Source organism: Mycobacterium sp. E2497, assembly GCF_001668695.1.
Classification (GTDB): Bacteria; Actinomycetota; Actinomycetes; order Mycobacteriales; family Mycobacteriaceae; genus Mycobacterium.
The window spans coordinates 1-19421 of the sequence record NZ_LZKD01000026.1; the positions used below are offsets into that span (position 1 = coordinate 1).

General features: G+C 69.5%; 19 protein-coding genes and 4 pseudogenes. 7 read left to right on the top strand and 16 right to left on the bottom strand.

Annotated features, from left to right (window positions below; translation table 11 throughout):
• Positions 1–35 precede the first annotated feature (35 nt).
• Positions 36–179 carry a hypothetical protein gene (locus tag A5713_RS29575; RefSeq protein WP_369804353.1) on the top strand — a complete coding sequence of 48 codons (144 nt, stop codon included), beginning with the start codon at positions 36–38 and terminating at the stop codon, positions 177–179.
• On the opposite strand, the pseudogene A5713_RS02025 reads toward A5713_RS29575, so the two are convergent.
• A pseudogene (locus A5713_RS02025) lies at positions 113–1846 on the bottom strand (MMPL family transporter); the annotation flags it as partial. The gene A5713_RS29575 and the pseudogene A5713_RS02025 sit on opposite strands and share 67 nt — an antisense overlap.
• 252 nt (positions 1847–2098) lie before the next feature.
• On the opposite strand from A5713_RS02025, the gene fni reads away from it, so the two are divergent.
• The 3 genes from fni to A5713_RS02040 all read left to right on the top strand — a co-directional run bounded on the left by fni (position 2099) and on the right by A5713_RS02040 (position 5784).
• A complete protein-coding gene (gene fni, locus A5713_RS02030; protein WP_156751710.1) occupies positions 2099–3124 on the top strand; it encodes a type 2 isopentenyl-diphosphate Delta-isomerase in 1026 nt (341 codons plus the stop codon).
• Positions 3125–3135: 11 nt separating this feature from the next.
• The gene (locus A5713_RS02035; RefSeq protein WP_068092022.1) at positions 3136–4383 is read left to right on the top strand and encodes a glycosyltransferase; all 1248 of its coding nucleotides are present in this window, start codon (positions 3136–3138) and stop codon (positions 4381–4383) included.
• Between the two features lie 189 nt (positions 4384–4572).
• Positions 4573–5784 (top strand): cytochrome P450, encoded by a 1212-nt coding sequence (locus A5713_RS02040; protein WP_369804352.1) that lies wholly within the window; start codon positions 4573–4575, stop codon positions 5782–5784.
• A gap of 7 nt (positions 5785–5791) precedes the next feature.
• On the opposite strand, the gene A5713_RS02045 is transcribed toward A5713_RS02040, so the two are convergent.
• The 13 genes and pseudogenes from A5713_RS02045 to A5713_RS02100 form a co-directional block, all read right to left on the bottom strand.
• Entirely contained in the window at positions 5792–6376 is a 585-nt protein-coding gene (locus A5713_RS02045; RefSeq protein ID WP_068092028.1) for a MarR family winged helix-turn-helix transcriptional regulator, read from the bottom strand.
• Positions 6377–6543: 167 nt separating this feature from the next.
• Positions 6544–6702: pseudogene (locus tag A5713_RS27180) on the bottom strand (DUF2945 domain-containing protein); the annotation flags it as partial.
• Positions 6703–6705: 3 nt separating this feature from the next.
• Complete coding sequence (locus A5713_RS02050; RefSeq protein ID WP_068092031.1) at positions 6706–7122, bottom strand: hypothetical protein; 417 nt, start codon at positions 7120–7122, stop codon at positions 6706–6708.
• A gap of 184 nt (positions 7123–7306) precedes the next feature.
• Complete coding sequence (locus A5713_RS02055) at positions 7307–7600, bottom strand: lipopolysaccharide assembly LapA domain-containing protein (RefSeq protein WP_067918414.1); 294 nt, start codon at positions 7598–7600, stop codon at positions 7307–7309.
• Between the two features lie 296 nt (positions 7601–7896).
• Positions 7897–8301, bottom strand: a complete 405-nt coding sequence (locus A5713_RS02060) for a DUF2784 domain-containing protein (protein ID WP_231980212.1) — start codon at positions 8299–8301, stop codon at positions 7897–7899.
• Between the two features lie 11 nt (positions 8302–8312).
• Entirely contained in the window at positions 8313–9323 is a 1011-nt protein-coding gene (locus A5713_RS02065) for a DUF5914 domain-containing protein (protein ID WP_068092033.1), read from the bottom strand.
• Positions 9320–10867 carry an NAD(P)/FAD-dependent oxidoreductase gene (locus A5713_RS02070; protein ID WP_068092036.1) on the bottom strand — a complete coding sequence of 516 codons (1548 nt, stop codon included), beginning with the start codon at positions 10865–10867 and terminating at the stop codon, positions 9320–9322. Before A5713_RS02070 ends, A5713_RS02065 begins: the two co-directional genes overlap by 4 nt.
• The gene (locus A5713_RS02075; RefSeq protein WP_068092039.1) at positions 10864–11589 is read right to left on the bottom strand and encodes a class I SAM-dependent methyltransferase; all 726 of its coding nucleotides are present in this window, start codon (positions 11587–11589) and stop codon (positions 10864–10866) included. The genes A5713_RS02070 and A5713_RS02075 overlap by 4 nt, the downstream gene beginning before the upstream one ends.
• Positions 11576–11887, bottom strand: a complete 312-nt coding sequence (locus tag A5713_RS02080) for a lycopene cyclase domain-containing protein (protein WP_067918406.1) — start codon at positions 11885–11887, stop codon at positions 11576–11578. Before A5713_RS02080 ends, A5713_RS02075 begins: the two co-directional genes overlap by 14 nt.
• Positions 11884–12207: a lycopene cyclase domain-containing protein gene (locus A5713_RS02085; protein WP_067918404.1), complete on the bottom strand. Its 324-nt coding sequence runs from the start codon at positions 12205–12207 to the stop codon at positions 11884–11886. The genes A5713_RS02080 and A5713_RS02085 overlap by 4 nt, the downstream gene beginning before the upstream one ends.
• Positions 12204–13160, bottom strand: a complete 957-nt coding sequence (locus A5713_RS02090) for a phytoene/squalene synthase family protein (protein WP_068092041.1) — start codon at positions 13158–13160, stop codon at positions 12204–12206. Before A5713_RS02090 ends, A5713_RS02085 begins: the two co-directional genes overlap by 4 nt.
• The gene (gene crtI / locus A5713_RS02095; protein ID WP_068092044.1) at positions 13157–14689 is read right to left on the bottom strand and encodes a phytoene desaturase family protein; all 1533 of its coding nucleotides are present in this window, start codon (positions 14687–14689) and stop codon (positions 13157–13159) included. Before crtI ends, A5713_RS02090 begins: the two co-directional genes overlap by 4 nt.
• Positions 14690–14716: 27 nt before the next feature.
• Positions 14717–15838: a polyprenyl synthetase family protein gene (locus A5713_RS02100; RefSeq protein WP_068092060.1), complete on the bottom strand. Its 1122-nt coding sequence runs from the start codon at positions 15836–15838 to the stop codon at positions 14717–14719.
• Positions 15839–16110: 272 nt separating this feature from the next.
• Here A5713_RS02100 and A5713_RS02105 point away from each other — a divergent pair, with 272 nt between their 5' ends.
• A complete protein-coding gene (locus A5713_RS02105) occupies positions 16111–16620 on the top strand; it encodes a MarR family winged helix-turn-helix transcriptional regulator (protein ID WP_068092047.1) in 510 nt (169 codons plus the stop codon).
• A 63-nt stretch (positions 16621–16683) separates the two neighbouring features.
• Complete coding sequence (locus A5713_RS02110; protein ID WP_068092050.1) at positions 16684–17361, top strand: phosphodiesterase; 678 nt, start codon at positions 16684–16686, stop codon at positions 17359–17361.
• 66 nt (positions 17362–17427) lie between these two features.
• Here the strand turns inward: A5713_RS02110 and A5713_RS02115 are convergent, their stop codons facing one another.
• Positions 17428–18414 carry an alpha/beta hydrolase gene (locus A5713_RS02115; protein ID WP_068092054.1) on the bottom strand — a complete coding sequence of 329 codons (987 nt, stop codon included), beginning with the start codon at positions 18412–18414 and terminating at the stop codon, positions 17428–17430.
• 65 nt (positions 18415–18479) lie between these two features.
• Positions 18480–18821 (bottom strand): annotated as a pseudogene (locus tag A5713_RS02120) (DUF1731 domain-containing protein); the annotation flags it as partial.
• On the opposite strand from A5713_RS02120, the pseudogene A5713_RS02125 reads away from it, so the two are divergent.
• Positions 18815–19421, top strand: a pseudogene (locus A5713_RS02125) (TIGR01777 family oxidoreductase); the annotation flags it as partial. The pseudogenes A5713_RS02120 and A5713_RS02125 sit on opposite strands and share 7 nt — an antisense overlap.

A 19421-nucleotide genomic window follows, 5' to 3' on the forward strand; every position in this document is an offset into this window, starting at 1 on the left:
CCCAGCTGGGAATCATCGTCGGCCTCGGCATCCTGCTGGACACCTTCGTGGTCCGCACACTGGTCATTCCCGCGCTGGTGATCACGCCGCCGGTGGCCGACACCGCGGCCACCATACCGGCGCGTGCGCCGCGCCGTGTTGACTCCTCGCGGGCGCGGGTGACCAGAAAGATGGTGTAGTCCACGCCGAGCGCGGCCAGGAACAGGAAGGCGAACAGCGGGGTGCTGTTGTCCAGCGCCGGGAATCCGAAGAGATGGCTGCTGGCCCAGCCGCCCATACCGAGCGCGGCCAGCGCCCCGAGAATGGTGGCCGACAGCAGCGTCGGCGGCGCAAGTGCGGAGCGCAGCAGGACGTAGAGCACCACCAGAATGACCGCGAGGATCGCCGGGATCAACAGGCGGCGGTCGCGGGTGGCGGCGTCGCGGACGTCGAGAGCCTGCGCATCGGGCCCGCCCACCAGCGCCCCGGGGCTGGCGGCCTTCGTCGTATCGCGCAGTGCCGCAATGGTGTTGAACGCCCGCCCCGAGGAGGGTGGCGCGTCGATCACCACCGACCACTTCGTCAGCCCGGACGCCGAGCGCCCGGAATCGGTCGCCGACACCACGCCCGGCGTGGCCCTGATCGCCTGCGGCACCCGCGAAGCGGTGGGCGCGATGACCAGCGTGGGGTTGGTCAGGCCGGCCGGAAAGTGTGCGGCCACAATGTCATAACCGGACACCGAATCCGCGTGCACCCGGAACTGCTCGGTCTGCGACAGGCCGATCTGCGTGCCGAGCAGTCCGGTGGCCAGCGCCGCCAGGCCGGTGATCGCGACCGCCGCGACCAGCGCCGGTCGCCGGTTCACCCACTCTCCGACGCGGTGCCAGCCACCCGAATCCACGGTCGCGGCTTCGCCGGGGTGGGGGACGAAGGGCCAGAACAGTCGACGGCCGCACAAAGCGAGCAGCGGTGGCAGTATCACCAGGGCCGACACCGCGGCGACCAGCAGCCCGCACGCCGCCAGCGCGCCCAGGCTGCGCGTGCTCGGGGTCGAGGCGAACAGCAAGGTGAGCAACGCCAGCACCACGGTGGCATTGCTGGCGACGATCGCCGGACCGGCCATCCGCACCGCGCGGCGCAAGGCGTCGCGGTGCCCGGGATGGCGCCGCAGTTCCTGCCGATAGCGGGAGATCAGCAGCAGCGCGTAGTTGGTGCCCGCACCGAAGACCAGCACGCTGGTGATCCCGGACGTGGCGCCGTCGAAGCTGAGCCCGGTCACCGGCGCCACGGCGGTCCCCACCGCCGCCGCGACCCGGTCGGCGAACCCGACCACCAGCAGCGGCACCAGCCATAGCACCGGTGAGCGGTAGGTCGCGATCAGCAGCAGCGCCACCACCGACGCGGTCACCGCGAGCAGGGTGATGTTGGCATTGGTGAACGCGCCGGCGATGTCCGCGCCGAACGCCGGGCCGCCGGTGACGTGGGCCTGCAGTTCCGTGGGCAGGCCGGTCGAGGCGGCCCCGCGCAGCTTCGCCACCGCGTCGGTCAGGTCGAGACCGGACAGGTCGGCGCTGACGGGCACCACCGCGATGGCGGCCTTGCCGTCGGCCGACACCTGCGCCGGCGCCGCAACGGCAGATCCGCCCTGCGACGCGGCCGCCTGCATGCGGTCGCGGGCCGCCTGGGCGGCGGCGAGGCCGGCGGGGCCGAGGGCGGCGCCGTCGGCGCGGCCGACGACCAGGATCACGGGAGTGCGGTCCCCGCCGGGAAATTGGCGGACCATGGCGTCGACACGGGCCGAATCGGAGCCTGTCGGCACCGATAGCGGCGCCTGCCCGGCCGCCGAGTTGGCGCCGACGGCCGCCATGAAGACCACGCCCAACAACAGCACCCCGAGCGCGTACAGCCACGACCGTCGTCCAGTGACTGCCGCGGCCACGCCATCCCACACCACGAATGAAGTCTTTCAGTGTGTTAAACATTAATCAACTGAAATTACGCATCGTCACGCAATAGGGCGCGGACGGTATGCAACAAGGGGCACTATGGACATTATGGACGTGAGGGGCTGGGGGGCGGCAGCGCCTGGGGACCTGCCGTGACGGTCGACCGCGGGCCCATGACGACCCGCAAGCGGCGGCACATCGACGTGTGCCTCGGCGAGCAGGTCAACTATGAGCACATCAGTACCGGGTTGGAGCGGTACCACCTGCCCTATAACGCCCTGACCCAGACCAGCCTGGGCGACATCGACCTGTCCGCCAAGTTCTTCGGGGCGAATCTGCGGTCGCCGATTCTCATCGGTGCGATGACCGGGGGTGCCGAGTTGTCGGGCACCATCAACCGGAACCTGGCTTCGGCCGCGCAACAACTCGGCATCGGAATGATGCTCGGGTCGCAGCGAATAATGCTGGACAGCGCGCTGGGGGAGCGGGCCGCGGCCAGCTTTACCGTTCGTGACGTGGCCCCGGATGTGTTGCTGTTCGGCAACATCGGCCTGGCCCAGCTGACCAAGGCCGCGGTGCCCGACCTGGCGAAGGCTCTCGACCGGGTGGGTGCCGACGTGCTCGCCGTGCACACCAACCCGCTGCAGGAAGCCATGCAGCGCAACGGGGACACCGACTTCTCCGGCTCGTTGGGCAGGCTGCGGGACGCCGCCGACGCCATCGAGCGCCCCATCCTGCTCAAGGAGGTCGGCCACGGGATCGGCGGCGTGGCGGCCGCGGAATTGATTGGGGCCGAAGGCGAATTGCCGGTGTCCGGCATCGATGTCGCGGGCGCCGGCGGCACCTCGTGGTCGCGGGTCGAGCAGTTCGTCCGCTACGGCGAGCTTCGTTACCCGCACCTGGCCGACTGGGGCATCCCGACCGCGAGGGCCATCGTGGAGGTGCGTGAGGTGCTGCCGGACATCCCCTTGGTGGCCTCCGGCGGTATCCGCACCGGCATGGACGCGGCCAAGGCGATCGCGTTGGGCGCTGACGTTGTGGCGATCGCCCGGCCCCTGCTGCCGGCCGCGATCGAATCCGCTGCGGCCGTGGTGGATTGGCTGCAGCCATTCATCGACGAGCTCCGCGTCTGCCTGCACGGCTGCGGCGCCGCGAGCCTTTCGGCGTTGCGCGCGGTCGACCTCACGCCCGCCCCGTAGCTGCGTGTGACATGGCGGTGATACTGGCCTACGGGTCGCCGGCCCTGGGCCACCTGTTGCCGGTCGGGGCGCTGCTGGCCGAGCTCGCGGGCCGCGGTCACCAGGTTCACGCGCGCACGATGGCGGACGGTGTCGTGACGATGCGCGCGGTCGGCGTGCACGCCGAGCCGGTCGATCCCGAAATCGAGGCGATCGTCGGCGAGGATTGGCGGGCGCGAAACGCCTTGGGCGTCTTGAAGTCGACGATCGACGTGCTCTGCCGGCGAGCGGTGCTCGAGGTGCAGGATCTGCGCCGCGCGGTGGATGCGGTCCGGCCGGACGCGATCATCGTGGACGCGAACTGCTGGGGCGCGATGTCGGCGGCGGAGGCCGGGCATACTCCTTGGCTGGTGTTCTCGCCGTTCACGCCGTATCTGCGGTCCCGCGGGGTGCCGCCCTTCGGCCCGGGCTTTCGCCCCCTGCCGGGCGTCCTCGGCGACATCCGGGACGCCTCCGTGCGGCCGATCGTCCGCCATCTCTTCGACCGGCCAGTGGTCCCGCGCGTCAACGCCATTCGCGCCGGGCTGGGCGTGTCGCCGGTCGCTTCGGTCGACGAGTTCATGCGGCGCGCGCCGCTGCTGCTGGCCGTCGGGGGCGAGCCCCTCGAGTACCCGCATCCCGGCTGGGCCGGCTTGGTTCATCACATCGGCGCGTGCGTATTCGAGCCGACCGCGGCCGCGCCGGACTGGATCGCCGCCATCAGGCGGCCCCTGGTGCTGGTCAACACCTCCTCGATCAAGCAGCCCGACGCCGCTCTGGGACGGATCGCGTTGCGGGCGCTGGCCGATGAGCCCGTGCACGTGGTGGCGACGTTTCCGGCGGGGATACCGCCGGGTCTCCCGCGGCCGCCGAACGCGACCATATGCCGCTTCGTCCCGCACGCGGCCGTGCTGGAGCGGGCCAGCTGCGCCATCACGCACGGGGGCATGGGAACGACGCTGAAAGCCCTCGATCGCGGTGTGCCCGTCTGCGTCGTGCCGTTCGCGCGCGACCAGGCCGAAGTGGCCAGGCGCGTCGAGGTCGCCCGCTGCGGTACCCGCCTGGCCGCCAGAAACCTCACCCCGGCCCGGCTGAGGGCGAAGGTGCGCGCGGCGATGACGATGGCGGAGGGCGCGCGTCGAGTGGCGGCGGGGTTCGCCGCGACAGGCGGGGTGCAGGGCGGGGCCGACCTGATCGAGCAGCAGGTGCTCGGCTCCGCGGCCCGGCGCCCGGTGCGCTAGGCGCACCGGGCCACGCGTGCCCCGTAGGTCGCTGAAGGGCAACTCGATCTGTCGGCGCCACCCCGTTGACTGACGATGTAATCGTGTGTGACGATATCGTCAGTTTGAAGGGAAGGGGAACATGAACGATTTCACCGGACCTCTCCGACTCCGTGCCCACGCCGAAACATCCGTCGGTACGCGGTCCTGGTGTCCCGTTCGGACCGCGTGATGCCGGGCACGCCCGCCGGCGTCGCCGTCTACCGCCCCGACATCTACACCAGGGCGGCGGTGATCGACCCGTATCCGCACTATCGGCGCCTTCGCCAGCTGGGCCCCGTGGTCTGGTTGCGCCGGCACCGCACGTACGCGCTGCCGTGCTACGCGGAATGCAAAGCCACGCTGCGCGATGACTCGACGTTCATCTCCGGCAACGGTGTGGCGCTCAATCCGATCAGTAATCGCCTCTCTCGCGGCACGACGCTCAACAGCGACGGCGCCGAGCACGACCGGCGCCGCAAATTGGTTGCGCACCGGCTGCTTCCACGGGCGTTGCGCGACTTCGCCGAAACGGTCGATCGACAAGCGGCCGCCATCGTCGACAGCGCCGTGCGCCGCCACACCGTCGACGCTGTCGAGGACCTCGCCTCGGCATTGCCGCTGGCCGTGGTTCCCGACCTCGTCGGATGGCCGCGCGATCAGCGGGGACGGCTGATCGACTGGGGCGGAGCCACATTCGACGCCCTGGGGCCGCTGAACTGGCAAGCCATCAGATCTGCCCCGCTCACTTTGCGGATGCTCCGATTCGCCCGCCGTGTGGTACGCGACCGCGCCGTGCTCGACGGCAGCATCGTTGACGAACTGCTGTCGGTGGCGGACGCGGGCGAGCTGACTCGCGAGGAGTGCACCGCGCTGATGATCGACTACATCGCGCCGTCGCTCGACACCACCATCAGTGCCATCTCCAACGCGGTCTACCTGCTCGCCGCTCACCCGGATCAGTGGCGCCTGCTCAAGGAGGACCCGGGTCTGATCCCGAACGCGCTCAACGAGATCGTGCGATACGAATCGCCGCTGCGCGCCTTCGCCCGCTTCGCCCGGGCCGACGCCGAGATCGCCGGGACGCGCATCCCGGCGGGGTCCCGCGTCGTCGTCATGTATGCCTCGGCCAATCGGGACGAGCACGAATGGAGCGACCCGGACAGCTTCGACATCCGCCGCGAGGCGGGACGGCACCTCGGCTTCGGCAATGGTCAGCATGCGTGCGCCGGCCAGGCCCTGGCCCGACTGGAAATGGCTGCGATCCTGCGAGCACTGATCGAGCGCGTCGACCACATCACCCTCAGGGGGCGCCCCACCTGGGCCGTCAACAACATCATCCGACGGCATGAATCACTGCCCGTCAGCCTGGAGGGCAAGTGAGCGGCCGCTAGGCCGGGTGCTCACCGACCTTGCTCACCGCCCGAGCCCGGCCCTTCGCCGGCGGGCGCTTCGCGCCGGTGGCCGGCGGCCGGGGGGCCGCGCCGTCGAGTTGCGATTCGAAGGTGGACATCGCCTCCATCATCGCCAGGAAAACCCGGTGGGCGGCGGCCAGGTCGCGGTCGGAGATGCCGGTCAGGGCCGCGTGCAGTTCCGCCCCGAGGGGGGTGAAGAACGAACGGGCCAGCGCCATGCCCGATTCTTCGTAGCGGAGCAGAGTTTTGCGCCGGTCGTCGGGATCGGGCTCACGCCGCAGGTGGCCGGAGTCGATCATCCGGTCCACCAGGTAGGTGATCGCCGCGGGCGACACGTCCAGGCGTTGGCGCAGCTGCGCCGGCGTCAACGGCGTCCCGGCCGTCTCGGCGACCATGATGTGCAGCAGGGCGTGCAAGTCGGTGCCGCCCACGTCGTTTTGGCGGGCGAAGTGCCGGCCGATGCGGTCCGATTGCGCGGTGAGTGCGCGCATGTCGGCCGACATCAACTTCTCGAGTTCGGCTCGGTCCAGTCGCCGATCAGCGGCGCCGCGCTTGGTCACTTACCTGTGTCCTTCTGCAAGATTCGTCGACCAGCGTATCTGCGGCCGCCACACGAGCCCCGCGAGCCCCGGCAAGTGTCGCGTATTTGCCTCCGATCGGCCGGTTCATCGGCGAACGCGAGAGGGTTCACGGTACCGACCGATCAGGACGTGGTCGGGTCGTCGCCTCAGTCGATTCGGCGCAGCGCGCCCGGCCTGTGCACCGCGTCCGCGCCCGTCCTATCGCTGCGGACGTGGTACCGAGGCTCGTCTCCCGACGCCCGGACGGTGCGCCCGGCGGCCTCGGTGTCGGAGGTGATTTCGCCTTCGGCGGTTCCGCGGACGGTGTTTCACTCCTTCGCCGAGCGGTCGTCGGGGCCGGCGGTATGGGCCGGGTGCGCGGGTGTGCGCCGGCGCTCTTTCAGCTGCGCTTCGTAGACGTGCCGGCGGCCGCCGGTGAGGCGATCTCGCACCAAGCGTTCGACTTCCCGGAAGCAGCGGTAATAGCCGTCGTCGTATTCGTCGATGACCTGGAAGGTCCATCGGCCCGGCAACACGTTGCGCCCGACCAGTTCGTCGCTGAGGTATTGCGCCAGGTCGGTTTCTCCGAGGTCGCGCAGGTGGGCGACGGCGGCGTCGAGCTGCAAGTCGGCGTGTCCGGTCAGCTGATGAAACGAGTAGAGGTGTCCCCGGGCCCGCTCGACGGTCTCCAGGGCCTCGGTGACTTTGCCGACGGCCTTCGCGACGTCATCCCTGGTTTCGCTCATGATCTCCCCCGACTGGTCGTGACGGCATTCCCGCCGGAATCCGCGCCGAAACCTCCGACGCACCCCGATAAATCAATTCACTTGATATTTAAGTACTTGAATAAGCTGGGTATAGCCATCGTCACGCATCGGGAAACGCCTGCCGGATAAGGGCTTTGCGCGCCGGCCCGCGGCCAGACGAGGATCAGAGGCCCCTGAGTTGCCTCTTGGCTGCCCGGCGCAGCTGGATGATCCGCGCGGCACCGACCAGCACCGTCGTGGTCGCGCCGGCCACCGCCGACAGCAGGTAACCCACGCCGACCGGCAGGTTCCAGCGGAACACGAGGAAGTGCACGGCGACGGATTCGGTGTTCTGCGCGACGAAGATCAGCAGGACGATGAGGATCACCAGTCCCACGACCAGCGCCCACCATGCGGCCGCCAGCCGGGTGAACGATCGCGATGACGGCTCGGGCGAAACGCGCGGCTCGGTGCTCATGCTGGTGACTAGCCCGCACGGCCGCGCGCCAAACACGCGGGACCGCGAAATGACGCCGCGCCGTGGCCGTTTAAACGTCTGCGTCCGGGGTATCTGGCGTCCGATGACTCTCAAAGAGGTGCCGCAGCGCGTCTGGCGCGGGCGACGCAAGGTGGCGCGGCTCCAGCGCGATCTGTGGCTTGTCCAGTTGGCCCTCTGGCCGATGTTGGTACTGTCCGCCGTCCTGCTTGCGGCTGTCGCTTGGGCCTTGTGGCAACGCAACTCGCGTCGGGGTCAACCCCACGCGGTGCCGCCCGTCACGGATTCGTCGGTGGCCGGCGCGCCGGGGGCACAGGCCGGCCTGAGCGGCTGACGCGCCCCGCGAACAGGGCCCAGGAGACGGCGGCAGCCACGAACGCGAAGAACTGGGCGACCCCGACGCGGCCGGACGGGACGAGCGTGCCCGCGACATAGCGGTCGACAAAGCCCGTGGCCGGTAGGGGATTCATGGTTGCGCGGCGCCGCGCCCACGATTCCAGTGCCGTCAACGGGCAAGGCAGCTCGAGCGTGACGACGGCGACGCCCCAGGCGACCGCGGCGCGGTGCAGCACGATGGTGCGCGGCCAGCGCAGCGCGAGGAAGCCGCCCACCGGTACGTACGCCAGGTAGGCGAGGTGCATGCCGACCGTGAGGACGACGGCGACGACATACCCTTTCCGCACGGTGGACCCCGTCAGCCCAGGCTGCCGCGGACCTGATAGCGACGCTCGGCGTAGGCGAGGTCGTCGCGCCAGAGCCTGTTGGCCGCGAGGCGCATGAGCGGCGTGATCACCGGCGCAGCCCGGGATGCCCGCTGAAACCCGGGACGGTCCGAATGCGCGATGGTGGCTTCCAGCACCGCGGTGCGGGGGCGCCCATCGGGCCCCGAACCGATTGGGGTGGCGTGGGTTTCGACGATGCTGCCGGTTCCCTCGCCGTCCACGATGCGCATCACGATGGTGCGCGCCTCCGGGCAGCTGAATTCCGCGACGACGGGAACGCCCAGGCGTCCCATCCGGAAAGTCACCGCCACCAAGAAGCGATCGACGTGTTCGGTCGGCGTGGTGAGCACTTCGAGCCGCGTGAACGAGTAGGGGTGGAACCACGCCCCGTGCCAGGGGTCGAGCCGATTGGCGATGATGTCTTCGGGCTCGCACACGCCCGCCATGCGGGCCACCGCGGCCAAGGTCTCGCCGGTCGGTCGGGCCGGAATCACCGGTTCCTCCAACGGCGTTTCCCCGCCCACTTCGTCGAGTCGCACCCACACCAGCGTGCCGTCGTCGTGGCTGGGCAAGGGGCTCCACCCGAACTCACGGGAATGGCCGTCGAGCGCCAGCCCGTGCCATCGGCAGATCAACGTGCCGCGGTGCACGGCCCCGGTGGCCAGATCAGCCCCCAGGTGTGGGCAACTGCGGGGGCCCACGCAGAGCCGGCGTTGTTCGTCGCGCCAGGCGACGACCTCGACCCCGGCGACCCGAGCGCCGAACGGCCGGCCGGGGCGCACGTCGGCGGTGCCCGCGAACGCGAACCAGTTCCCGGTGGGCCGTTGCCGGGCCCGCTTTAGCGCGGCGTCGATGATGGCGGGCTGCGCATCCCGGTAGGTCGGTCGCTGGTCGGCCCACGAGGTACGTGGGATCACCTGCAGGGGCCAGTCTTTGGACCGCGTCGCCGGCCACAGGTGTTGCAGCTGTTCGCGAATGTTCATCGTCGGGCACGTCCTTCGCGGGTGGCGAGCCATCGCAACAGGGGTGACCGGCCTCGGGTGGGTACCGTGACCAACTGGTGGCCGGCCAGTCCCCATTTTCTCAGCAAATGGTTCGCGGCGCACCACCCTGTGGTGGCGGCGCGCTCCATGAGTGCGACGGGCAAGTCGACGCGGACGGCGTCGCCGGCCAGCAGCAGTCCGGGCTGCGGCGTCACGACGGCTGGCCGGTCCGCATAGGACCCGGGCGAGAACAGCGGACAATCGCTGCGATGCAGCAGGCGCTCGGAAACGACCTGCGCCGCCGCGGTTTCCGGGTAGACCCTGTGCAGTTGACGCAGCGCGGCCGCGCGGGACGGCGCGGAGTCGAGGGCGTAGGAGTGCAGCTCGACGACCGACCCGCGGTGTGCGCGGGACCATTGGGCCGCCTCGCGTTCGTAGCGCTCCAGCACGCTGATGTTGTCCAGTGGCTCGTGGCCGGCCGTGCCGAGGAACGCCGGTCGCTGGTCGGCGACGGGCCGATCGAGCCACAACCGGTGCACGGCGAAGGGCGGGGCGGTGCGCAGCCGCGCGATCTGCCCGCGCCAGGCATCGGTGGCCAGATCGGTCGATGCGGCCACCACACGCTGCAATCCCGCCACGTCGGTGGCCAGCACGACGGCGTCCGCCTCGACGTGCTCCCCGGAATCGGTCTGCACCCGGAAGGGCTTCGTCTGGCCCGGGTCGATGCGCGCGGCGCCGGTGCCGAGCCGGAACTGCACGTCGCGCGCCTCCAGGTAGGCCCGCAGCGGCTGCCAGAGGGCGCTGTCGTAATTGGAAGTGGGGACGTCGAAGATGAGGCCTTCGGACGACCCGAGGAAGTAGATGTGGAACATGGTCGCCAACTCGGCGGCGGACAACTTCGACGGGTCGGCGAAGAAGCTGCGGGAGAACACCTCGAACGCCAAATGCCGTGCGGCCGGCGGGAACCGGATGTCCTTGAGGAAGGTCGCCGCGTCGACATGGTCGAGGCGCTCGTAGATGCCGGGCACCGACACCGCCGCCAGCGGCGCGGCCGCGCGCGCGTCGATCTCGAGGAAGTCGCGAAGCCGGAACGTGGGGCTGCGCGCGGCGAAGGCCACGGCGTTCCACGGTGGTGTGCGCGGCAGCCCCCGGAAGGTGTCGCGCCGGCCCGCCCCGTCGATGAGCGGATAGTCGTCGACGGGCGTGAGCATCCGCAGCTGGGGATCGATACGGCCGAGCAGGGCCCGCAGGTTGTAGTACTGCCGGAAGAACGCGTGGAATCCGCGATTCATCGCCAGGTCGGCCCCGTCGTGGTGCTCGGTCCAGCCGCCGACCCGACCGCCGAGGTAATGCTCGCGCTCGACGACCTCGACGGCGACGCCGCGTTCGGCCAGCCCAGTCGCAGCCGTCAGCCCCGCGATGCCGCCACCCACGACGACCGCCCGGGGCCTCGAGGTCAGCGCACCGGTGTCCGGAAAACCTGTTGCCGCGGCTAGTGTTTCGCGTCGGGGATCGGCGCGGTGAGCGCTTCCCGGACCGATCATGACGGCGCGTCCGCCAGGAACGTGTGGACGATGTTTGCCTCCCAGCCGGGCATCGTTTCGCTGTGCACCGCGGTGAAGCCCGCGTCGGCGAGGCGGGCCCGGAAGCGCGCCGCGCCGTCGAACTGCAGCACGCTGCGCCACAGGTAGCGGTACAGCGCCGCGTCCCGGGTGCGCCACCAGCCGGCGGGAATGATGATGCCCCAGCACACGGCGTGCCAGATCAGGGTGGCGGCGGCGGAGTCGCGCACCGAGTATTCGTGCACCGCCAGGGTGGCGCCGGGCCGCAGCAGCGTACGGAACTGTCGCAGTTGGCCGTCCCGGTCGGCGAGGTTGCGGATCAGGTAGGCGGCCAGGATCCCGTCGAACGGTCCCGTGATGCCGTGCTCGGCCAGCTGCTCGACGGGGGTGTGCACGAACCGCACCGACGGGGGCCAGTCCTTCGCGGCCGCCGCGTCGAGCATGCCCCGTGAGGCGTCGACGGCGACGATGTCGGCCTCGGGGGCCACGGCCAGCAGCGCGGCGGTCGAGGCCCCGGTCCCGCATCCGAGGTCGAGTAAGCGTAAGCCCTTGCCGCGGTCGGGGATTCGCATGCGACGAGCGGAGAGAAGCAATTGTTCGTGGTATCCGGGGCTGGCGCCGACCAGCCGGTCGTATGCCGTCGCCCCCGCGTCGAACGCGGCCGACAACTGGCCGGGGGAGGGCCGGGCCTCACCGACGCGCACGCTGGCGTTCCCATCCCAGCAACACCGCGGTGGCCAGCGCGAAGCCGAACAAGAAATCCTCGACGGGGATGTCGAACGGAAAGCGCAGGCCGGTGATCTGACGAGGGTCATAGCTGACGATCGGAGAGCTGAGCTTGGTCAGCCAGCCATCGACCGGAACCTGGAAGCCGAGAATGATCAGCATCGACAGCCAATAGGCCGGCCGCCGGAACAGCCCGGTGCGCAACACCGCCAATTCCAGTGCGCACACTGCCAACACGGCCGCCACGGCCGGAACCGTGTAGCCCAGCCCGGTCATCGGCGGTTGACCCTTTCCAGGATGGTGCTCACGGCGTTGTAGGTCAGCAGTGCGCAGATCGGGATGACGACGAAGAACAGCACTTCCTCGATCGGCACCCGGAACGGGATGCTCAGGCCGGTGATGTAGGTGCGGTTGTACGTCCACACGTGCGCGGCGATGGCGATCTCGTCCCAGACCAGAAATACCACTGCCACCGGGAAGACCGCCGTCACGAGCCGGCGCCACTGCCGGTAGACGCCGGGGCCGAACATCTCCAGGGGCGCGGTGATCGCCAGGCATGCGGCCAGGACCAACAGATATTGCCAGCGATCGGTCATGCGGCCCCCGGAGGATCCGAAACACCGGGCGAACTGATGCGCGCCCGCCACGACCGTATCAGCCCGATTCCGCCGACCTGCAGTCGTCGCGCCTTGCCGACGGTGGCCCGGTGAGTGAACACGGCGAAGTCGCTTTGTTCGATGCGGTCCAGGATTTCGGAGTACAGCGTCGCCGCGGCAGCGACGCACGGTTGCGAGCGGGGGCTGAGCATGGCGATGCCGGCTCCGGCGAATCGGTAAGTCTCCCGGGTGATCTCGTGCTGCGCGGCCAGCGCGGTGCGGACCCGCGGGTCGGTGCGCCGGTTCTGGTGACACCAGGTCAACAGCTCGCGGTCCACCCCGTGGGCGGCGAGTTCGTCGGCGGGCAGATAGACCCGACCGCGCAGCAGGTCTTCATCGATGTCGCGCAAGAAGTTGGTGAGCTGAAACGCCCTGCCCAGCGCGGCGGCGTAGGGCGCGGCCTCTACGACGGGCACCACGGTGCCCAGCACCGGAAGCACCTGCAGCCCAATGGCTTCGGCCGACCCACGCATGTAGAGGTTGAGGGCTGTGCGGTCGGGATAATCGGTGACCGTGAGATCCATCCGCATCGAGGCGAGGAAGTCGTCGAACAGCCCGGTGTCGATCCGGTAGCGGCGCGCGGTGTGGGTGACCGCGGCGAGCACGGGATCGTCGAGATGGTCTCCGCCTGCGAAGAACTTGTCGGCCAATTGCTGCAGCCTCATGCCGCGAATGTCGGTGCTCAGCTGGGGATCCAGGTCGTCGAGGATGTCGTCGGCGTAGCGCGCGAAACCGTACAGGGCATGCACCGCCGGCCGCTGATCAGGCGCCAGCAGGCGGGTGGCCAGAAAGAAGGTGCGGCCGTGCGCGGCGTTGAGTTCGCGACAGCGGCGGTATCCCTCGCGCAGCCGCGGATTGTCGATTCCAGCCGCGTCCAACTCGCTGCGAATCATGTCAGCCCGGCTCCCATGTCGTGATGCGTCGGCATCCGGTTGGCTCGTCCGGCATTGGGGCCGGTGATGCGGTCGGCGGCGAGCCGGCCCGAGATCAGGGTGGTGGGGACACCGACGCCGGGCACCGTCGACGACCCGGCGAGCACCGCGTTGTCGACGCCGCGCACCATGTTGGCCGGCCGGAACGGGCCCGTCTGCGCGAAGGTGTGGGCCAGCGCGAAGGGGCTGCCCGCGGCCATGCCCTGACGGGCCCAGTCGGCCGGCGTAACCACGTCCAATACCGTTGCGCTGTCGGGCAGATCGGGCAGCAGCCGCGCCGCGACGTCGTCGATGAGGTTGTCGACGTACGGGGCGCCCGCACTGCCCCAGTCGATGTCCCCGCGGGCCAGATTCGGCGCCGGGGCAAGCACGTACAGCAGATCGTGCCCGTCCGGGGCGAGCGTCGGGTCGCTGGCCGTGGGGCGGGTGACCAGCAAGGACGGATCCTGCATCAGCCGTCCGTCGCGGATGATGTCGGTGAAGGTCTGGTCCCACGAATCACCGAACAGGATGGTGTGATGCGCCGTGTCGGACGGAACCCGGCGACAGCCCAGATGAGCAACAACCGCCGACGGTGCCGGCCGCAGCCGCAGGGGCCGACGTGGAGTGCGGCCCAATAATGCGTAGGTTTGCGGTAATTCGGTGGTCAGCACCACCGCGTCGCACGCGATGGGGTCCAGGCGATCGGTTCGCACCGCGCTGACCCGCGACCCGACGCGATCGAGTCCGGTAACCGTGGCGTTGTAATGGAATTGGACCCCAGCCTCGGCGGCCGCCCCGGCCAGCGCGTCGGGCAGCGCGCGAACACCGCCGCGCGGAAAGAACACCCCCGCGATGGTGTCCATGTAGGCGATGACCGCGTAGACCGCCAGCGCGTTCCGTGGCGCCACCCCGGCGTACAGCGATTGAAACGTGAAGATCCGCTGCAGCCGGGGATCGCTGATGTGGCGCTTGACCACCCGATCCCACTTGCGGAACCCGCCGATCGCGGCCAGCCGCGCCAATTGCGGCGTGAGCAACGACAGCGGCGAATCGAAGTTCGCGGCGATGAAACCGTCGAATTCGATCCGGTACAGACGATTCAGCCACTCGCGCAACCGTCGGTAACCCGCTGCCTGCCCGAAGCCAGCGAACTCCTCGATGGCGGTCGCCATCCGATCCGCATCGGTGTGCACGTCGAGCGCGCTGCCGTCGGCGAACACCGCGCGGTAGGCCGGATCCAGCGGCAGCAGCTCCAGCCGGCCCGACCGGCTGCGACCCACTGCCGCGAAAGTCTCGTCGATGATGTCGGTCATCGTCAGCACCGTCGGCCCGGTGTCGATGCGGTAGCCGTCGATGTCGAGCCGGCCGGCGCGGCCGCCCGGCCATGGCTGGCGCTCGACCACCGTCACCGCGCGCCCCCGGCCGGCCAGGTGCAAAGCGGCGGACAGCCCCGCCAGGCCGGCGCCGATCACCACCACGCGCTCGCTGCGTCCTCCGATAGTCCGCATGTCAGCATGCTCCCAGACTTGTCGCACTCATTCTGCGCGATCCGTACACGCGGTCGCCATGTCGTTCAGCGTCGTACGGACGCGCTCGTCGATCGAGGCGTCGTCGAGGTGTTCACGTGCGGCTGTGACCCGGTCGGTGATCATCTCCTCGATCATGTCGACGGCCCCGGTCGAGACGATCAGCGCTTTCCACCGGTCGATGGCGGAAGCGTCGAGTACCCGGCAGTTCATCAGTTTCGTCAGCTCGGCGCGGGTCACGGGATCGGCCAGCTGGTGCGCGGTCACCACGAGACCGGTCGCCTTGTGTTCCAGTAGGTCCCCCCCACAGGGTTTCCCCGTGGTCGCCGGCGAGCCGAAGACACCGAGCACGTCGTCGCGAAGCTGGAACGCCTCGCCGACGGCCGCCCCGTACCGGCCGAGTAACGTCACGGTTCGATCGTCGCAATCCGACATCGCCGCGCCGATCTCCAGCGGTCGCCGCACCGTGTAGTTGCCGGACTTGCGCCGCGCCACGTCCAGCACGGTCTCCAGGGACGGCATGTGCCGGACATCGCTCGTCAGGTCCGCGAACTGGCCCACCGCCAGCTCGGTTCTCATCGCGTCGTAGCGCGGCCAGGCCCGCTGCAGCCGCCTGGGTTCGACACCGCTTTCGCGCAGCATCTGCTCGGACCAGATCAGGCAGAGGTCACCGAGCAGGATGGCCGCGGATTCGCCGAACCGCCGTGAGGAGCCGGAGAACCCGCGCCGGCGGTGCCATCGAGCGAACTGCAGGTGTGCCGCCGGCCGCCCCCGCCGCTCGGTCGACCCGTCCATGACATCGTCTTGCAGTAGCGCGAAGACGTGCAGCAACTCGAAACTGGCCGCTGCCCGCAACGCCGCGTCGTCGGGCGCGGCACCGCAGAGCCACCCCAGGTAGACGAACGTCGACCGCAGGCACTTCCCGCCGGACACGAACGCCGTCAAGACGTCGCCGGCGGCGTGGATGCGCGTGTCGTCCAGTTCGGAGCGCCGCGGGCCGACGAAGTCGGCGAGGTGGGTGAGAACGGCGTCCCGCACCCGGGTTCGCCACTCGGTGAAGTTCGTCGTGCCGGTCGATTCCGTCGCGATCACCGGCGACTCGGTGGCGGATGTCAACGACAAAGCACCCATCTTGGCCACACGCTCCCTCCTGGACGGCTTGGCAATCCCAGGCTGGGACCGCTGAAACACGCGCGGTCGACCCCACTCCGGGATGCCACTACCTTCAATAACTTAAATTTTAACTTACTGAACTTCACCGTTCTTGGCCAGCCGTGGCGCACGCGGCGGTGGCTTGCTTCCGCGGACCGCCGTGCCGTCACGACCGTTGCAACGAGGCAGGCCCACAGGCGGTTCAATCAATTAATCATTAACCAACTGAATGATCGCTCCGTTTTGGGGATATGCTGCACACCGTTATGGACGCTGACGAGCAGCGGCGGCGCCGAGACGCGCTGGAGTCGCTGATCTCGGCCGATCTGCGGGAGATTTCAACCGAATCCGACCAGATCGGCCGGCAGTTTGCGACATCACATCATCTGCGCGCCAATGACTTCCGTGCGTTGATGTACATCATGGTGGCAGAGATGGCGGGGCGGCCGATGACCTCGGGAGACCTCAGCCATCGGATGGGATTGTCCGGTTCGGCCATCACCTACCTGGTGGACCGGTTGATCGATTCCGGACACATCCGCCGGGATTCGCATCCCGACGATCGTCGCAAGGTGATCCTGCGGCACGGCGAATCAGGCCTGGCCACCGCGCGGTCGTTCTTCGGCCCGCTCGCCGCGCACACCAGTATCGCCCTCGAAGACTTACCCGACGCAGACCTGATGGCCGCACACCGGGTGCTCGGCGCGCTGATCTGCGCGATGCAGCGATTTCAGGGCGAGTTGGAAGCCCCCGGGCTCTGATCGGCGATCTGGGCGGGCGGTACCGCGGCGTTTTCCCCGCCGGGAAAAGGGAACCCGCCGCCGGTGAGCGTTTCCGATCTTGTCGCGTTGCCCTTCCAGTGGGGCTCGGCCCTCCGGGGCAAACGGTTGTTCCATCCCCTCGGGGTCTTGGCGGAGGGTTCCATAGAGCGCGCCTCGCCCGCCGGGGAGGGGCTGCCGATCTCGTCCTGCGAGGTCGTCGCGCGGGTCTCGAAGGCCACCGGCACGCCGGGGCCATTGCCCGACTTCATCGGGCTGGCCTTCCGGGTCGCACCGCCGCAGGCCACGGGGCCATGGGACATCCTGGTCGTCTCCTCGGGGGCGGGGGTGCTGTCCCGGGCGCTGGCACTGCGGCCGGCCATCTCGTGGAGCGGGCAGACGCTGACCACGCTGATGCCGCTGCACTATGAGGGAGCCAATTGGTGGCTGCGGGCCCGGATCGAGAGCGAGATCGACGGTCCGGGCCTGTCGCTGGACAGCGTCCGCAGGCGGCTCGAGCACGGCACGATCGACGTCTCACTCGACCAGGCCTGTGGCGGAGGCGTTTTCACCCCGCTGGGCCAACTCACGCTGACCCGCGTCGTCGACCCCGAACGCGCATCGGACGTGTCGTTCGATCCCGTCGTCAACACCGCGCCAGGTGTGAGCCTGCATCCACGATGGCTCGCCGAGCTGCGCGCCCGCGCATATCGGCGCAGCCGGCACGGCCGAGACGCGGACTAGGAGGCGAAGCTCTCGGCCTCGACATCGCGCAGCGGCCACGGACCATGCGGCGGGTGCCGTGACTCGTCAGGGCAGCGTGGTGATGGTGCCGGCCGTTTCGAGTTCGGTGTAATAGCTTCCGCCCGGGTAGAAGTCGGGTGTGGTCGTTCCCGCGACCATATCGGCGATCCAGCCTCGCGTCAGGCCCCACACCGCCTCGATGTTGCCCGGTTTCGGGCGACCACACACCAGGTTTTCGTAGAGGGGCGATGAGGGGCCGAGCGCGTCACCGTGTGCTCCGGTCGTGATCTTCACCCCGTGGAAGGGCCGGTCCGGCAGATACCGTTCGATCGCCTTGGTGCCGCGTTGGAAGTAGTTGCACAGCAGATGCGGCGACGCCGTGGCGTAGATGGGCAGCGTGGTGGCCGCCAGGCCCGCCAGCGCCTCGTCGGTGTTGGAACCGATGAACGACTTCACGCCGTCTTCGCTGACGATGCCGCGCAGTTGGGCGAAGGCGGCCGGGTAGGTGCTGTGCAGGCGCTCGGCGACGTATTCGACGGCCTCGGCCCCCGCCGAATGTCCGACGAACACCAGCTTGTCGGGCAACGGCGTCACCGGTCGGCCGACGTCGGCCGCCGCCCTCGCGAAGGACGTGGCCAGCGCGCCGTTCGGATCGTCTTTGTGGGCGAAGACGTCGGCGATGTTGTCCAGGAAGCCCCTGTTGTCGATCAGGTGCTCCACCGTGCAACCGAAGGCGCTGAGGGTGGGCAGCGTGGTGGCCACGACGAGGAATCCGGTGCCGGCGATCTCGGCGGCGAACGCCGACCAGACCTTTTTGCCCTCGACGAAGCCGTGCTGTAGCCAGACCAGTCCCCGGGGCGGCGTGCTGGGCAAATACCATGTCGTCGGCACCGCCTGGGTCGCGCTCGCGCAGGCGACGTCGGTCGCGCTGTCCGCCTCGGTGGATTCGGCCCGGGCTTGGCGCGGGCCGAGCACCATTGTGGCCACCGCGACCATGCCCAGCACGACCGCGCCGACCCGGCGGACGTGCCGGGCCGGCGCTCCTGAGATCATTAAGAAATTGAATCATTTATGAGCGCGGATCGGGCTTGATCAGGCGATTGCCTCAGATCTTCCGATCAGGACTCGCGCCCGAGCAGGTGACGCAGCGCCTGCTCGAGCTCGGGATGGCGGAACCGGTGTCCGGCCGCCGTGAGCTTCTGCGGAGCAACCCGCTGGCTGGCACACGCCAGCTCGCGGGCGCCCTGCTCGCCGAGCAGCACCCGGGGCCCGAGCGACGGCACCGGCAACACCGCGGGCCGACGCATGACGTGGGCCAGGGTGGCGGTGTACTCGCTGTTGCGAACCGGGTGCGGCGCAACGGCATTCACCGGACCGGACAGCGCTGTGTCCCACAGTGCTCGGTGATACACGTCGACGAGGTCGTCGATCCCGATCCACGAGAGCCATTGCCGGCCATCGCGTCATCCGGTTGGTCCGCCGCCCCGCCGGAGGGGACGACGAGCGGAAGTGGAATCCCGACGACCCGGACCCGGGCCTGTTCGAGGGGGTCGACGCGGTCATCCACCTGGCCGGCGAATCGATCGCCGGCCGGTTCACCGAGAGGCATCGAAAAGTGATCCGCGACAGCAGGATTGGGCCGACCCGCCGGCTCGCCGAGGCGCTGGCTCGCACCCCGCGGCGGCCGTCGGTGCTGGTCACCGCTTCGGCGATCGGATACTACGGGTACGACCGGGGTGACGACGTCCTCACCGAGGACAGCGAACGCGGGGATGGCTTTCTCGCCGATGTCGTTGCCGACTGGGAGGCGACGACCGCGCCCGCGGAACAGGCCGGGGTGCGGGTGGTGCCGGTGCGCACGGGCATCGTGCAGTCCCCGCGCGGCGGCACGCTGAAGCTGATGCGCCCGTTGTTCAGCGCCGGGCTGGGTGGCCGGCTGGGCGACGGCCGGCAATGGCTCTCGTGGATCGGGATCGACGACCTCGTCGACGTGTATCACCGAGCACTGTGGGACACAGCGCTGTCCGGTCCGGTGAATGCCGTTGCGCCGCACCCGGTTC

What these genes read in the sequence shown, in the direction of transcription:
- fni (WP_156751710.1), top strand. Translation starts at nt 2,099, where the DNA reads ATGACGACCCGCAAGCGGCGGCACATCGACGTGTGCCTCGGCGAGCAG.
- A5713_RS02035 (WP_068092022.1), top strand. Translation starts at nt 3,136, where the DNA reads ATGGCGGTGATACTGGCCTACGGGTCGCCGGCCCTGGGCCACCTGTTG.
- A5713_RS02050 (WP_068092031.1), bottom strand. Translation starts at nt 7,122, where the DNA reads ATGAGCGAAACCAGGGATGACGTCGCGAAGGCCGTCGGCAAAGTCACC.
- A5713_RS02055 (WP_067918414.1), bottom strand. Translation starts at nt 7,600, where the DNA reads ATGAGCACCGAGCCGCGCGTTTCGCCCGAGCCGTCATCGCGATCGTTC.
- A5713_RS02065 (WP_068092033.1), bottom strand. Translation starts at nt 9,323, where the DNA reads ATGAACATTCGCGAACAGCTGCAACACCTGTGGCCGGCGACGCGGTCC.
- A5713_RS02070 (WP_068092036.1), bottom strand. Translation starts at nt 10,867, where the DNA reads ATGATCGGTCCGGGAAGCGCTCACCGCGCCGATCCCCGACGCGAAACA.
- A5713_RS02080 (WP_067918406.1), bottom strand. Translation starts at nt 11,887, where the DNA reads ATGACCGGGCTGGGCTACACGGTTCCGGCCGTGGCGGCCGTGTTGGCA.
- A5713_RS02085 (WP_067918404.1), bottom strand. Translation starts at nt 12,207, where the DNA reads ATGACCGATCGCTGGCAATATCTGTTGGTCCTGGCCGCATGCCTGGCG.
- A5713_RS02090 (WP_068092041.1), bottom strand. Translation starts at nt 13,160, where the DNA reads ATGATTCGCAGCGAGTTGGACGCGGCTGGAATCGACAATCCGCGGCTG.
- crtI (WP_068092044.1), bottom strand. Translation starts at nt 14,689, where the DNA reads ATGCGGACTATCGGAGGACGCAGCGAGCGCGTGGTGGTGATCGGCGCC.
- A5713_RS02100 (WP_068092060.1), bottom strand. Translation starts at nt 15,838, where the DNA reads ATGGGTGCTTTGTCGTTGACATCCGCCACCGAGTCGCCGGTGATCGCG.
- A5713_RS02105 (WP_068092047.1), top strand. Translation starts at nt 16,111, where the DNA reads ATGCTGCACACCGTTATGGACGCTGACGAGCAGCGGCGGCGCCGAGAC.
- A5713_RS02115 (WP_068092054.1), bottom strand. Translation starts at nt 18,414, where the DNA reads ATGATCTCAGGAGCGCCGGCCCGGCACGTCCGCCGGGTCGGCGCGGTC.